The organism is Mucilaginibacter limnophilus, from assembly GCF_004005815.1.
Lineage (GTDB): Bacteria > Bacteroidota > Bacteroidia > Sphingobacteriales > Sphingobacteriaceae > Mucilaginibacter > Mucilaginibacter limnophilus.
The window spans coordinates 198343-213346 of record NZ_SACK01000005.1; the positions used below are offsets into that span (position 1 = coordinate 198343).

The following is a 15004-nucleotide window of genomic DNA, read 5'->3' on the forward strand; positions in this document are numbered from 1 at the left end:
TACTAATTTATAGCAGCTTTAAATTCGCTTATCAAATAAGATACTATATCTGTTGTTGATCCTCTTCTGCTTTTTCCGGCCGACTGCCCGGCCCATAGCGCGATAAAGTCTTTTATGTTATTTTTTTGCGCATAAGTTCTTATGGGAGCCATAAGCTGGTTTTGTATGGTGTAATAAGGTATATCAAGGCCGGTATTTAACATACGCCGCATAAACTCATTCTCTATACCCCGCGCCCACCGCCCCGAAAAAGCCGTGGTAAGCGCTGTAGATGTGTCTTTTGCATTTAAAATCTCGGTTTTATAAGCCTCGCTGGCGGCACTTTCATCAGCAGTAATAAATAAACTGCCTACCTGTACACCTGAAGCACCAAGGGCGAGGGCAGCCTTTATAGTCCGTTTATTGTAAATACCGCCTGCAGCTAGTAGTGGTACTTTAACCTCATCAGCTATTTGCGGCAAAAGTGCAAATAAGCTAATTTGAGGCAAAGGTTGTTCTTGCAAAAAAGTGCCGCGATGCCCACCAGCCTCTATACCTTGCACAGTTATTATATCAATGCCAGAATTAGCCAATGCCTTCGCTTCTGCAATGCTGGTAGCGGTTCCTATTAATAAAGTACCTTTTTCTTTAAATGTTGCAATTACACTGTTTTTTAACTGCCCGAATGTAAAGCTTACCACCGGAATATTTTCATCAAGTAACACCTGGATAAGGTCTTCATAATAATAAAACTTGAATTTACTGCTATCCTGACTTTTGTAAGGGATACTAAATTCTGCGCATATCTTGTCAAGGAAATTTTGCATCGCCTGCACTTGCTTATCATACACGTTATCAGCAGGCAGATGCGCGAACAGATTTACGGCAAAAGCCTTATCGGTTAACGCTTTTGTTTCCTTAATAAGCTCCAATGTACGTTCAGGTGATAAACCGCCAACCGGCAACGATCCTAAAATACCAGCGTTTGAAGCAGCCGCTACCATGGCAGGTGTAGTAATACCAAGCATGGGTGCCTGCACAATAGCATCATTAATGTTTAATAGAAATTGAATATCGGGCATAGCGATAACTAGTCAAGCTACACCAAATTTCGAAATTACTGGTACATCAGCAAAATGTTAATGCGTTGCTTGTACGTATCATTTACCTGAAGCCTACTTTAAATTTGAAGGCAGCTGTGCATTTTGATATTGAGGTTTTTCAACTTGTAGTTTTAAATTTTTAAAACTTTGGATCGGCCCTTCTGCGGCAAACATGTTAACCAACCAGGCCGGCAGATTACCTCCAGGATCAACCTGCAAAACGTACTCAACCCTGATATGGTTTTTACCCGTAGGTGTAATTGTCCATCGGCCCTTTGAGTTTGCAATTCGTACAATACTTTTTTTCTCGGGCACAAAACCAGGCACTGCCGGACCATCTACTGTAATCACATGTGTTTTTAAATCGTGCGAAACTGTAAGATGCCCCACAAAGTCACGGTTCTCTACCGGCCACGGCAAACTTATTTTTGAATAATAATATAGTTCTGAAGGCGATACCTGTTTAACCAATACACATGATTTAGTATGATACACCCATTCGGTACAGTTTTTAACATCCATCAACACAGCAACCAACGCTGCCGGTCCGGCATTGTATTCACATTCTACTTTAACCGCTTTAACCCTTGAGCCTGATACAGGTGCGAGGTACACTTTTATACCATCTTCTTCTGTTTTTAACTTCCAATCAGTTTGCGCAAAAGTGTGTGACGTTATCAGGCTGAGAATAGTAATTATTATAACTGCCTTTATTATTGTGTATGCCATCGTTTAAAAGTCAAACTTTACGTAGAACCTTACCCCCAGCTTTGATACATCGGGGTTATCTAAATAACTAAAGCGTTTCACCAGGTCAACCCTTAATAATTTAAAAATATTAGATATGCCTATACTGCCTTCCATATATGGTCTGCCATTTAAGGTATAAGTTACGGGCGTTCCATCTTCATTAACGGGAAATGCAAGCAGATCAGGGTGATAGGCAGGATTGTTCTCATCACGTAAGTTACCCCATAACCCTTTAAAGTTAACTACTTCCCTCCATTTCAATCTTTTTAGCAATGGTATTTTATTAAAGATGAAGCCGTTAAAACTATGGTCGATATTAATGCTGCCATATTGATCGCTAACAAATTCAAGGAAATTCATTAAGTTATATGACTGAAACTGAAACGCATAACTTTGGTTAGCGCGGTGAATATCAAGTAGTGGAAACGGCACTTGCCCAAAAATACGGTTACCTTCAACAGTTATATCCGTATAACCAAACTGCGACAAATAAAAACGCTTGCTTACGTTGGCTGTCAAATTACCATAACCGTAATCGCCTCCTAAAAAGTCATTTAAACCTTGTGTATAACGTAATGTAAATATCGGATACTTATCAGGTATGGGTGTGCGGTATAATTTACCTTGGTAAAATTTTTCATGTGGTGCGTATCTAAGTTCGGCGGATAACTCCGTTGTACGGATAGTATTCACCGTGTTTGATTCACCCTTAATGTTGTTTATAAAATAAAGCCCGCCTGCCGCATTTTGGTTCCATTTTTTAAACCCGAGGCGGTACGAAAAATGACTTGGAAACTCGTGCACATAGTCTAACCTGAAAATATCGTTGTAAAGCCACATGTCGTTATCACCGCGTTTAAATGATAAAAGAAAATTATCTTCCTGTACAAACTGCAGTTCTTGTCCGGGTATCTTGGTATCGTGCTGAAAGCTGGCGCGAATATAGTGCTGCGGAAACTTGTAAATAGATTTGTTATTAATGGAATAGGTTCCGCTTAAAAAGTATTTAAATTTTTCGTCCTTAAAACCATAAGCGCCGTAGGTTTCAAAATAATAGCGCTTGCTTAAATCGGTGGTAGTTCGTCCTCCTAAACGCAGGCGGAACCCCTCAACCGGATTAAAGCTGTAGAAAGTATTTACCGGACCAACCTCAAACGGGCCGAGATTTTTATAGCCGGCCACTGCAAGGGTTATGATATCCATTGTGCGCCTAAAAGCCGGAATGGTTTGCAAGCTGTCGATATTTTTGTAGATATCACGCTGCGCAGCGGTTAATGTATCCAGGCGGTTTGATTGCCAATAAGCCTCACTTTTTTCATCGGCATTAGGTACTGTAACAACTGATGGTCCCTCATATGTAGTTTTTGGCTGGGCTTGATTGATCTTAAAATCAGAAAAAGTAACCGTACGTTCACCAAAAATGCCGCCGCCTTTGTTCTTATTAATGCCGAAATCAATCTTTAGGTCGCTTGCACTTAAATGATACCTGCTGTCGGCGCTTTTTCCAAAGCTTAATGTTGCCTGCATATTCCGCACAAAGTTCAGGTTAATGTTTTTATTAACTGAAAGCACTGCATTTTCTACAGCGTAATTACCGTCGAGCGTAATATATATACTCCCTTCAAATAATTGATCGGTTGTATTGCGGGGAGTAAAACTCAGCTCTACCAATTGCGGCTGCTGATCTCTAATTGTGTCTGTAATAAAAAACTTATAAAAAGTGGGCGCTGCATCAGCAATCGGGCTTAAAATCTGGTTGCTCAGCATTGATATATTATTATCATAAATATCAATGTCCTGGTACATCCGGTTAAAATATGTGCTTAGCCCGTCATTATCTATAAAATTTTCATCGTATTTTACCTGTTTTTGCGCCACTATAACCTGCTTTTGTGCGTGCGGATCTTTCCGGTAATAATTGTCAGATAATTTTTCTTCCATATACATAGGCAGCAGGTTTTTACCACCTATAGCGGTTGAGTCTTGCTCCTGAAACAAGAACTGGTAATTTTTGAAAATCCTTTTATTCTTAAATTTTTCAGACAGGTTGCTTAACGAAAAGAACATCTTTTCGTATTGCCGGTATTGCACATAATCATAGCTTTCCATCCGGTTTTGCGCTTTATGTGCAATAACCTTTCTGATAAGTTCAACAGCAGGATTGTTCTTATTGGTGTACTTTTTCTTTTTGCCACCCTTAACCACTATTTCCTGCAGCACTCTGGTATCTGTACGTAAGGTAATATCTATGGTTTGTTCACGACCCGGCAAAATGTTTTTGGTAACCGGCGCGTAACCCACATAGGAAACCTGAATTTGCGTAAACGTTCCGGTAATATTTAATGTGTACTTGCCATTATTATCAGTACGTACACCTTGTGTACTGCCAACAACGGCAACAGTTACATATGGTAAGGTTTCTTTTGTTTTAGCATCCCTGATAGTACCGTGGATAACCGTATTTTGTGCAGCTGCTGGTATAATGCTAACTATAATGCAAATAATAAAGAGTACTACTGTATAAAATCGTGCAGCATGTCTCCGCTCAGAATCTTTCATGCAGCAAAAGTCAGAAAGTTTGAGCACTAATAGTTTAATATCAAACTATTTTACAAAGCTATGAAAATATGCGTAATAGTTAATTTGTTGTTAATGACTTGAGGTGTTATCTTGTCTTAAATTTGAAATCATTCGTTTAAGTTGCTCAATACTGGCTTGCAAATCATCAATTTTCGAATCGGTAGTAGCTTGGGTATATACTTCTGTTAACCAAGGGCACAATTGATCTTTTAATTTAACTGCTTCACCGGTTAAAAAAATAAGTTTATTGCGTCTGTCCTTTTTATCTTCTACACGTTTAACCATTCCTCGTTTTACCAAATTATCAATAAGGTACGTCATGCTTGATTTATCACGTAAAGTTTTATCAGCAATCTCTTGCTGATTAACGCCATCCCGATCCCATAACATCCACATAATCTCCAGCATCTCAAACGTAATATTTGTATCACAAGCTTTTAGTTTGTCTTGAATAACCTGTCTGACATGATTTTTCAGGTCATGCATCGCGCGGCCAAGTTCAATTGCAAGCGCTACTTTCCGTTCCGTCGTTGTCATTGGGTTAACCATTGTAAACAAATCTAAGGATATGAATTATATTGCAATGATGCAAGCATTATACCATATCAAACATTAATCAGCAATACAATACAAAAAAGCCCTTTGGTATTTCAAAGGGCTTTAATTATATTAAGAACTAATTAAAAATTAATTACGGATATTTAACAGTGATATTACTAAAGGTAACATCGCTATTATCAGTAAATATGCCCCAGTTTGTGCCCGTTGCTTTATAAATACGGTTTGAAAACGCGACGGTGTTATTGATATAAACCACTACCATTGAGTTTTCCACCACTATCTCAACAAAGTAATCGGTATTGGGTGAAAGGTTCAGCGGTACATCGTTGGTGGGCGTTGTTGATGTGGTTATAGAACCATGCTGGGTTTTGTCAAAACTGAACCTGTTTTGCGAAGGTACAAATCGCAAACTATAAAAATCATTATAACCATCACAGGCGCCTATCATAAATCCAAAATCCTTGCTCGAGCTGGTGTACCGCATAGTAGTGCTGATCTTATACCGGTCACGGGTAATAGGCTGAAATATCACGTTAGCTACATCCAACGGCGCCGGACTGACAATGCGGTATGAATGGGTACCCGGGATAGTGTTGGTTACATTGCCCCACTGACTGTCTTTCACAACAGTATGCGTGTTGGTGTTCATCCAGTTTTGTAAAGTATGAGGTATTGTTACAGCTAAATCGCCATTAGCCAGTTGGTACAGCTTATGCACTACCATATTGCCACCCCACACCCATGAGCCGGCATCGGTATGGCCTGATAAGATGTTGGTCCAGCCGAAGATGTAATTATCGCCGTACTGATCAGTAATTACCTTACCCGCGAAGAAACCTTTACCCTCAAAGCGGCTGTAGCCTGCCGGCGCGCTCCACGGACCGGTTAATGATGACGATTTGCGGTAGTACATGTACTTGTTTATCTGGTCGGAGTAGATCAAATAGTAAGTACTGCCAAGCTTTATCATTTGCGGGCACTCCATATTGAAATAGTTGGTAGAGTCGCCATCATACAACACGCCCTGGTGCGTCCAGGTGTTAAGGTCTGTTGAGGTGTATCTTACTATAACACCCCGCCATGTGCCCGATACATTTTTGCGTGCCGTCAGCAGCATGTTCCAGGTAGAACCGTCAAGGAAAACATACGGATCGCGGAAGTTATCGTTTTCATCATATCCCAATCCTGTTGGTACCGTAATGGTGGTAAAGCCGGTGTTTTTTGTGAAGGCTGATGTCAGGCTGGTTGACGACGCGCGTACAACACCTTCCAGTTTACTGCCGCACGATACATAGTTGTTGTTCCTTCCTGAATAGAAGAAATAATACGTTGAGCCGCTTTTTACCACACTTCCTGCTCCTACTGCATTATCCTGCGCACAGGTAGCCGAACTTGAACCGATAATTTGTCCGGTTGCTGAGTAGCTGTAAAAGTTATTAGTGGTAAACGCATACATCGGGTGGCGCGTGTTGGTCGGGTCGTCCCAAATGTCTTTCAGGAAGTAAACCACCGTATTTCCTGTCGCGGCATCATAATAGGGCGCCATATCACCTACGCGGTAACCGTCGGCCGTCATCTTAAAAATGCTGTAATCTGTTTGCTCGGTTTGTTGCGTACACACCAGGTCGGTACGCAAATTTGGATCTTTGTTGCTCTTTTGAGTAGATGGAACAAGGCTTTTTTCCTGTTTACAGCCATAGGCTGCAAGGCATAGCAAAGCCACTATGCCAGGTTTTACATTGGATAGTCTCATAATTTTTGGTATTTGGTTAGTTATTAATGGATGGAATTAATCCCGGAGTATTGGAGCTTTTGAATAACTAAATTAGCAGACTTAATATGTAATTGGTTCAGGATTTCTGTGGGGAAAAATATTGTGGTCAACACTGTTCGGCCGCCATCGGCAAAAACTTCGGCTGATGCCACATCAATAACCAGTTTTAACGATACCTGGTTACTTGCAGCTACGCGAGGCGCTGTGATTTTCCGTGCGAAGTTCTGCGAGAAGCTCAGGTCGCCTGATTTGTTTCGATCAACATAGAAAGCGTTGCTGGCCTTATCGTAACCAATCACCACTTCTTCTCCTTTGGCATTGGTAAGGTTAAGCGAAAAGCTGTCGTCGGCGGCTGTTGTAATATCGAGCACGTATTTACTGCCCAATGGCGAAACTTTTTCACTTAAATCGTAATCACCTTTTACAGTGATATTGTTTAGCGTAGTAGCTTTTGAAGTGATAGCATCAAGCTCTTTAACAGGTACCGATGCAAGATATGGCATACCATTTTCGTCAACCAGCATTAACTCACGTGGAATGGTATTAGCACTGCGCCAGCTTTGCGTTGGCACTTTTTCGGCATAGTCCCAATTACTCATCCAGCCTAAAAATATTTTGCGATTACCGGTGTTTGACCAGGTTACGCCAGCGTAGTTGTCCGGACCATAATCAACCCAGCGTGTAGCTGTATTTTCGGGTGTAAAAGTTTTGCCATCAAAGTTGCCTATAAAATACTGCGTTGCCGAGCCGCCGTTTGGCCCGCCCGGATTAATGCTGATAAACAGCACCCATTTCTTTTGCCCATTGTAATCAAGCGTTATCAGATCTGGACACTCCCACACACCGCCATGAGCGCCCAGCTTTTCGCCGAATTCGCTTTCTTTTGTCCACTTCTTCAAGTCAGGAGACGAGTAGAAAGTTATCCTGTCTTTAGTAGCCAGTGTCATCACCCATTTTTTTCCGGACTCAAACCATTGCACTTTAGGATCACGAAAATCCCATATGCCAGGGTTAGGCAGTACCGGGTTGTCTTTATACTTCGTCCAGTTTCTGCCCTCATCAGTACTATACGCTATGCTTTGGTTTTGGTGCAGGCCTGTCTTAGCGTCCTCAATTGCCTTGTTGTGATGCGTAAATATGGCTACAATGGCGTTCTTGCCAAAGCCGGCGGTGTTATCCTTATCAACCACCGCACTGCCCGAGAATATAGTACCTAAGCTATCGGGATACAGTGCAATAGGCCGTTCCTGCCAGTGCATCAGGTCTTTGCTAACTGCATGGCCCCAGTGCATTGGCCCCCAGGTGGTACCACCCGGGTTATGCTGAAAAAACAGGTGGTAAGTACCATTAAGATACACCATCCCGTTCGGATCGTTCATCCAGTGTGCTTTTGGCGTAAAATGGAACTGAGGACGGTGTTTCTCGGCAGGTGAATTGCTTTGTGCTATCGATTTCTTGCTTGTACTACAGGCCGCCACAATAACCGAGGCAAACAGTACTGATAATATCTTTGTGTTTCTCATAATCGGTATAGTAATTAAGTTCATTATTTCCAGATTGAATTTAGTCCCCAGGCGGTTAGCTTGTTAAGCATGGTTTCGCCATTTTCCACGAACAGCTCTATCCCGGTTTGATTTTCGGACGGATAGGTTACCGCACTAAGCACTACTTCGCCATCGTTGGTAAATATTTCTATTGACGATTGATCTACAAAAATATGCAGCTTCAATATACCGTTTTGCAGGCTTAATGGCGCGCTGTACTTTTTGGCAAATAGCTTTGTAAATTCAGCGTCACTGGTGTGATCTGTACAATTTGTTCTGTCTAAAGTAATCTGTGAAATTGTCGGATCATACCTCAAGACCAGTTTACGACCATCGCCAACAAGTAAATTTAATCCGAATACAGAGTTAGCAGTTGGCTTTAACTCTGCTTCAAGCTCATAACTATTCCTTTCAGGCTGAAAACCTAACTTTTTTGTGCCTGAAACTTTCAGTCTTTCAACCTGGTATGGCTTACTGCGAAACTGCTTTAAAGCAGAAATTGGCTGCTGAACCACACGATAACCGGCTTCCGTTTGTTTCAAGGCCATAATTCGTGGTACCGACTCAAAGCCTTTGCCCCATGTTGATGGTATCTTTCCGGCATAATCCCAATTACCCATCCAACTGATAGCAAAAACCGTATCACCAAACGAGCGGTTTTTATCGTAGTTGCGCCAGGTGCGGGTGGCATAATAATCGGGGCCATAATCCAGCCATGTGGTATGCTCCAACTGCTGATTCATCAGTTTATCTGAGAAGATGACATGATCAACCGCAATAAAGGCGTTATTGGCGCCGCCGTTTTTGTCAACAATCTCTATATGCGCTTTTTTACCTTTAAGGTCGCGAACATCCCAGCCGTTCCATTTGAATACTTTAGTGTTATCGCCGGTAGTGGCACGTACCACTTTGCTATTAACCACAAGGTTAATACAGGTACTGTCACGATGCTTTCCCCCTGCCAGTAAAAAGTTGATAGCGTTATTTTTTATAGTGAATTTAGGTGAAATGAGTTTCCCTGTTGATGATGCTTTGGTGGATGTACCTGCATAACCGCTACCCAAATTATCTACCGCTTCTGATGTATTAATTGCAAAAGCGTTCCCTTCAACCTTCCATTTGGTTAAGCCGTTCTCGAAGTTTTCAAATAGCGTTGCATGCAAACCTTTACCGGTCTTCAGATATTCGGCTGTTTTAGTATCCGGTGTAAACTTTTTACCATCAAAATTTCCGACAAAATATTGAACCCGGTTGGGCCCGCGACCTATAAGCAGTACCCATTTCTTTTGTTTTGTGCCGATGACAGGTAGCTCGAATAAATCAGGGCATTCCCAAAATGAGTTTTTAGCGCCAAGGCCTTCAAACTTGCTGCAGAAAGTCCAGCTTTTCAGGTCTTTTGATTCGTAGATATGTATCTGCTGGATATCAGGCACTGTGACAACCATTTTCCATAATTTTGCAGGTTCATACCAAAACACCTGCGGATCACGAAAGAATATCTTTTTAATATCCAACACCGGGTTGTCTTTGTAATAGTTGAACACCTGCCCCCCATCGGTACTTATTGAAAGCACCTGTGTTTCGGGCAAACTATCACCTGCAAAATGACGCGTAAAAACGGCTATCATGCTTTTATGCCCAAAGCCGCTGGTGTTATCATGATCAACCGCTACAGAGCCGCTGAAATATGAGAACGAACCATCGTCGCCCTTCATTGGGTGTGGCTGCTCCTGCCAGTGCACAAGGTCTTTTGAGGTAGCATGCCCCCACCAAAACAGATGGAAAGTGCTATCGGTATAAACCAATCCGTCCGGGTCACCTATCCATCCTTGTAAAGGCCTGAAATGATATTGCGGAAAGTATTTTTGCTGTGTTATAGCCACGGCTTGATTTTGCGCAGCAACCCGCTCAACCATTGCCGCAGCCATAAACAGCATACAACCAACTATAAAATAAACCCGATTTTTCATATCCCTGGTTAGTGTGTAAGCAGCTTTAAATTACCTAAGGTAACTTTGGTATTTTCGGCACCAAAGCTCCACATATGATTCTGCAAACTATAAACCCGGTTGGTTAAAGCTACTTCATCATTTACATATAATACGGCGACTGAATTATCGATTACAATGCTGAAGCTATAGCTTTTTCCGGCCTCGAAGTTGAATGGAACGCGGGTAACTTCTGTACCATAATTCCATGCAGCGATGCGGTTGTTAGCCGGGTCAAACTTTATAATATATGTTCCTGTATTGTTAGCTGATGCATTGAAACCGATAGAGGCTGTGCCGGTAAGGTTGCTTAAACTAATATTACCGGCAATTTTAGCAGTACCTTTTATTTCACCGAATTTAAACATCGAAGCCGATGTCGAACCGTCGATAGCGTAACTGGAACCTGATTTATCAACTGTACCGGTTTGTCCTGCAACAGTCAAATCAGCTTCTTTGGTAAAATAGCTTTGAACAGCGTCCGGGCTTTTCACTCCAAGCCTGTCGCCGCTTAACTGTACCAGTTGATGACTGATCAAATTACCGCCCCAGTTACGTGTACCATTATCATTTACAGGATTACGGCGATGCGCCCATCCAAAGGTGTAAAAATCGGCACCATTGGTTGCTACCCGACCGGCATAAAACTGGTGCCCGTCAAACATATCAGTACCACCTGTTGGTTTAACCCATGGTCCATTACTAGAGTTTGATACACGGTAGTGCGTTCCAGGGGTGCCTGTCCAGTCTTCAGCGAATAACATGTAATATTTGTTGCCCATTTTAAATATGTCCGAACACTCCATCATGAGGTAATTACCCTCTACATTAAGGTTTCCGCGCACCTGCCAGTTGTCTGTAGCCGGATCGTCACTGGTAAACACCAATATTACACCTTTGCCTCCCTGCTGCGCGCTCATCAGCATCCAGTACTCATTAAACTCATCGTTATAAAACACATACGGATCACGAAACTCATTAGCTGTGTATCCGGCAGGTGCCCTCAAAATAAAGTCTTGTTTCTTTGTCCATGTTTTCAGGTCGGTACTGGTAGCATACATAACCGCTTCACGAGTATTTGCGCTGGTCCAGCCGGTGTTGTTGTTTTGCAGCCAGCTTGTGTTGCTATTAAATCCTGTATAATAAAAATAGTACGTATTACCCGCTTTTACCATTGAGCCTGTGCCCACAAGCTGATCTTGTGTATTCGCATTGCCATACGGAATAGCTTCACCCTCATAAGTAAAGTTCAGCGCATCTTCAGTAGTAAAACGGTGTATGGGGTGCTGGCCCGGGCTACTTTGCTTGACGGCGTCGGTAGCATCATGTAAAAAGAAAAGCTGAAACTTACCTTCGGCATAATGCGGCATAACGTCGCCAATCCAGCCTGTGTAACCTGTAGAACCCGCCGATTGCGGCGCGGTTGGCTTCGGGAAGATGTTAAACGTTTCATCCTGAAACGGCTCTACCGCCACATTGCTTTTGTCTTTGCTACAGCTAAACAATGTCAGCGCGATACCCCCTGCCAGTAAAAATTCTTTAAAACTCATTGTATCAAAATATTTTTAAAGCACCGGCGCTAACAGGCCGGTGCCGGTGTTTTAATTATCCCTTAAATAGTCAATCGCGTTCTTAGTAATCTTTTGAATATTGCTGATATAGCCGTTGCTTCCGCCGCCATTTTTCGGTTCGCTATACCAGTCGTATGCGCCGAAAGCTATGATCACCACATTGGCATCATTACCGGTTTTCCATTCGGCTAAGCCCACGCGTCCGTCAAGATTATCGTCCCATGCTTCAGATGCCAGGTTGATACCACCTGTTTGCTCGCGCCATGTTGCACCGTTGCCGTAACCTCCCCACTCGGGCAGGAACCACCATGAGGTATGGTTTGCCCTGAAGGTACCTTTTTGCAGCAGCCATGCTTTACCCGGCTCATAAGTATCCACGCCCTGGAATATCGGATGGTTTTCATGCCCTTTGAATGAGATGCCCCAATCAGCATTGGCTTCAACGAAACCACCACCATTCCCTTTTTCATCTTCAAAATCGCCAAATGCATTGTTTGGCCCTCTGCCTTCAGGCACTATACCCAGTGCTTCAACATACCGAGCGGCGTATGTAGTTAGTAACAGGTTGCCTCCATTGGCTCTGAAATCTTTAAGCTTATTGGTAACATTTTGCGTAAGTGCGGCGGCTGGCAAATTCTGTGCGGCATCAAAATGCCACCATATTACTTTGTAGCTTGACAAACTGCGACCGGTTTCAATGCTTTGGAATGATACATAATCTGCATTAGGATAATTTGTAAAGAACCAGTCGGCAGCAGCCTTTTCATCCGGATCAGTTATTGCTGAACGTGTTGCCGCAAGTCCCAGATAAGCATATTCATTTGTGGAATTGCTGATAACGGTTACATGATAAGCAACGCTTAAGCCGCCCATGGTAACGGTATATTCAACGGGTTGCGAAAAATCCTGAGCGGCGCCGTTGTTAGGTGAAACAGTGGCGCCATTTACCAGTGATATTTCAGGGGACAAACTTGTAAGATCGGTACCGTCAGGTAGTATCACCGTTATACTTTTGTTTTCCTGGTTAATACTGCCGTTTACACCATTTATGCTAAATGATGAAAGCGGCGGAATAATTTTCACCGTTACTGTATAATCTTTGTACAAATTGCCGTTTGTAACACTGTATTTAACCGGACCTGTAAAGTTAAGCTCGGTACCAGATGCAGGTGATACATTAGCACCGCCGGGTAACTGCATAACGCCAGTTAAAGCGGTAACATCAGTACCAAAAGGCATTGATACAGTAATGGCACCCGTTTTCTCATCTATTTCGCCTTGTATATTATTAATGCTGTATGATTTAAGCGTAACATCGGCATTTACATCAAAAGCTGTGTTTTTGTCTTTTTTGCACGATGACCACAGCAGCGCCAGCGCCATCAGCAGCGAAAAAGCTTTATAGTGTTTTATATATATTGTCATCTTATTAATGTTTAGGTATAATTAATAACCCGGATTTTGCACATAGCGCCCTTCACTCCAGAATATCTGGTTTTGCGGTACAGGCAAAAACTCATCGCGACCCTTAGTAAAATGTGCCCCCTGATAAATTGTACGTGTTCCTCTTTCGTCCTCAAAAAACTGGTTCATCACCTGGTCTGCTATCCCCCAGCGCATCAGATCGAAAAAGCGTTCACCTTCAAGCGCCATTTCCAGCCTGCGCTCAAAACGTAGTGCTTTGCGGGCATTATCCTGATCCCATGTAATGTTTACACCCGGCACATATTGTTTAACGTTATATTTTGATATAGGCTGACCGTTTACCATTTTTAACTTAGCAGTACTGTTTGCAGCACGAGCACGTATTTCATTAATAAGCGGCAAGGCTTCGGTTTGACGGCCAAGTTCTATCAAAGCTTCAGCCTTAAACAGCATTACATCGGCATACCGGATAAGTATGCGTGTTTTAGTATTACCGAAGAAAGGAGCCACGTTTACAAAGCAATCACAATCGGGCGATACGTTCTCTTTCATTGAGTTATATACACCATAGATTGGTATGTTGCGGCTCCATGCTTCAGTAACCATGTGCACAGGCTCATACTTCCAAGGCACACCCGGGCGTGATATGGTATGATCGAGGCGCGGATCGACAGTGTTTACTGAAAAATCTACGTTTTGATCATTATACGAGTCAAACAACGGCACACCGTCGGTGGTGGTTCTGAAGGCGTTTACAAGGGTTTGCGACGGTTTTTGGAAATCACAGCAGCCAAGCCCCTGAGGCGCTGTAAGCATGTCGCCAAAATTAAGACGGCCACGTCCGGCACCATCATTGGTTGAAAATTGTACCGACATAAAGGCTTCTTCACCATTTTCGAAGCTTCCGGGTAAAAAGTTATTGGCAAAATCAGGCTGAAGTTTGTAGCTTGAGTTCAGGGCATTGTCGGCGGCATCAACAACTTTTTGCAGTAAACTGGCATCAATACTGGTAACGGCATGCTTGTCATCCTGCTTATAGGCCTGAAATAACCTTGTTTTTGCAAGGAAAGCATAAGCCGCATATTTATTTGCACGCCCTATTTGCGGCTGTGTAGCCGGCAGAGTTGCTGCGGCATATTCAAAATCAGCAGCTATCTTTTCCAGTATCTCATCCCGTGTAAACTCATTATTCAGCACAAATTTGTATTCTTCGGCAGGTACATTTTCATCAATGTAAGGTATCTGCTTAAACAGGTTCTCGAGCATCAGGTACCAGTAGCCACGCAGAAAGCGCAGCTCGGCTTTACGGGTTTCAACAAGCGGGAACTCAGTCTCGGTAAACTTGTTCATAATGCGTAAACCTTCATTTGCCCGTCGTATACCTATATAAATATTGAACCAGATACCATCATAGTTCCATTGATCGGGCCTTGAAGTAACAAATGTTTCCATAGCATGAAATACGTCACCATCATTTATACCACCCCCTCCTTTGTAAGCGTCATCGGCACGAACGTTACCATACTGATACATACTGAAAGCCCGGTTTATTTCATCATTGCCCAGTTGTGAATAGGCTGCAATTACAAAACCCTCTGCCTGCTCGGGGGTGGCTACCTGATCTTCGTTAAGCGATCCGCGCGGACCAACATCAAGCGCCTTGCGGCATGATCCAAACAATATCGCTGCTCCTATTATCGCTGTTAATAAATATCTTTTCATTTCAGTT

At 42.7% G+C, this 15004-nt stretch carries 10 protein-coding genes; all 10 read right to left on the reverse strand.

The genetic code is table 11. The features are described 5' to 3' along the window. Positions 1 to 2: 2 nt before the first annotated feature. The gene (locus EOD41_RS13095) at positions 3 to 1061 is read right to left on the reverse strand and encodes an NAD(P)H-dependent flavin oxidoreductase (protein ID WP_127705606.1); all 1059 of its coding nucleotides are present in this window, start codon (positions 1059 to 1061) and stop codon (positions 3 to 5) included. 93 nt (positions 1062 to 1154) lie between these two features. Then, entirely contained in the window at positions 1155 to 1811 is a 657-nt protein-coding gene (locus EOD41_RS13100; RefSeq protein WP_127705608.1) for an START domain-containing protein, read from the reverse strand. 3 nt (positions 1812 to 1814) lie between these two features. Continuing rightward, entirely contained in the window at positions 1815 to 4391 is a 2577-nt protein-coding gene (locus EOD41_RS13105) for a DUF5686 and carboxypeptidase-like regulatory domain-containing protein (RefSeq protein ID WP_127705611.1), read from the reverse strand. A gap of 90 nt (positions 4392 to 4481) precedes the next feature. Continuing rightward, positions 4482 to 4949, reverse strand: coding sequence for a MarR family winged helix-turn-helix transcriptional regulator (locus EOD41_RS13110; RefSeq protein WP_127705613.1), 468 nt, complete (start codon positions 4947 to 4949; stop codon positions 4482 to 4484). Positions 4950 to 5103: 154 nt separating this feature from the next. Next, on the reverse strand, positions 5104 to 6726 hold the full coding sequence (locus EOD41_RS13115) for a glycoside hydrolase family 32 protein (RefSeq protein ID WP_127705615.1): 1623 nt from the start codon (positions 6724 to 6726) through the stop codon (positions 5104 to 5106). A 23-nt stretch (positions 6727 to 6749) separates the two neighbouring features. After that, complete coding sequence (locus EOD41_RS13120; RefSeq protein ID WP_127705617.1) at positions 6750 to 8270, reverse strand: glycoside hydrolase family 32 protein; 1521 nt, start codon at positions 8268 to 8270, stop codon at positions 6750 to 6752. Between the two features lie 23 nt (positions 8271 to 8293). Then, positions 8294 to 10261, reverse strand: coding sequence for a glycoside hydrolase family 32 protein (locus EOD41_RS13125; RefSeq protein WP_127705619.1), 1968 nt, complete (start codon positions 10259 to 10261; stop codon positions 8294 to 8296). Positions 10262 to 10269: 8 nt separating this feature from the next. Next, positions 10270 to 11829 carry a glycoside hydrolase family 32 protein gene (locus tag EOD41_RS13130; RefSeq protein ID WP_127705621.1) on the reverse strand — a complete coding sequence of 520 codons (1560 nt, stop codon included), beginning with the start codon at positions 11827 to 11829 and terminating at the stop codon, positions 10270 to 10272. 51 nt (positions 11830 to 11880) lie between these two features. Then, positions 11881 to 13275: a DUF4960 domain-containing protein gene (locus EOD41_RS13135; RefSeq protein ID WP_127705623.1), complete on the reverse strand. Its 1395-nt coding sequence runs from the start codon at positions 13273 to 13275 to the stop codon at positions 11881 to 11883. A gap of 21 nt (positions 13276 to 13296) precedes the next feature. Next, a complete protein-coding gene (locus EOD41_RS13140; protein ID WP_127705625.1) occupies positions 13297 to 14997 on the reverse strand; it encodes a RagB/SusD family nutrient uptake outer membrane protein in 1701 nt (566 codons plus the stop codon). Positions 14998 to 15004 lie beyond the last annotated feature (7 nt).

Bases quoted from the DNA above. Each gene is read 5' to 3' on its own strand.
- EOD41_RS13095 (WP_127705606.1), bottom strand. From the start codon at position 1,061: ATGCCCGATATTCAATTTCTATTAAACATTAATGATGCTATTGTGCAG.
- EOD41_RS13100 (WP_127705608.1), bottom strand. From the start codon at position 1,811: ATGGCATACACAATAATAAAGGCAGTTATAATAATTACTATTCTCAGC.
- EOD41_RS13105 (WP_127705611.1), bottom strand. From the start codon at position 4,391: ATGAAAGATTCTGAGCGGAGACATGCTGCACGATTTTATACAGTAGTA.
- EOD41_RS13110 (WP_127705613.1), bottom strand. From the start codon at position 4,949: ATGACAACGACGGAACGGAAAGTAGCGCTTGCAATTGAACTTGGCCGC.
- EOD41_RS13115 (WP_127705615.1), bottom strand. From the start codon at position 6,726: ATGAGACTATCCAATGTAAAACCTGGCATAGTGGCTTTGCTATGCCTT.
- EOD41_RS13120 (WP_127705617.1), bottom strand. From the start codon at position 8,270: ATGAGAAACACAAAGATATTATCAGTACTGTTTGCCTCGGTTATTGTG.
- EOD41_RS13125 (WP_127705619.1), bottom strand. From the start codon at position 10,261: ATGAAAAATCGGGTTTATTTTATAGTTGGTTGTATGCTGTTTATGGCT.
- EOD41_RS13130 (WP_127705621.1), bottom strand. From the start codon at position 11,829: ATGAGTTTTAAAGAATTTTTACTGGCAGGGGGTATCGCGCTGACATTG.
- EOD41_RS13135 (WP_127705623.1), bottom strand. From the start codon at position 13,275: ATGACAATATATATAAAACACTATAAAGCTTTTTCGCTGCTGATGGCG.
- EOD41_RS13140 (WP_127705625.1), bottom strand. From the start codon at position 14,997: ATGAAAAGATATTTATTAACAGCGATAATAGGAGCAGCGATATTGTTT.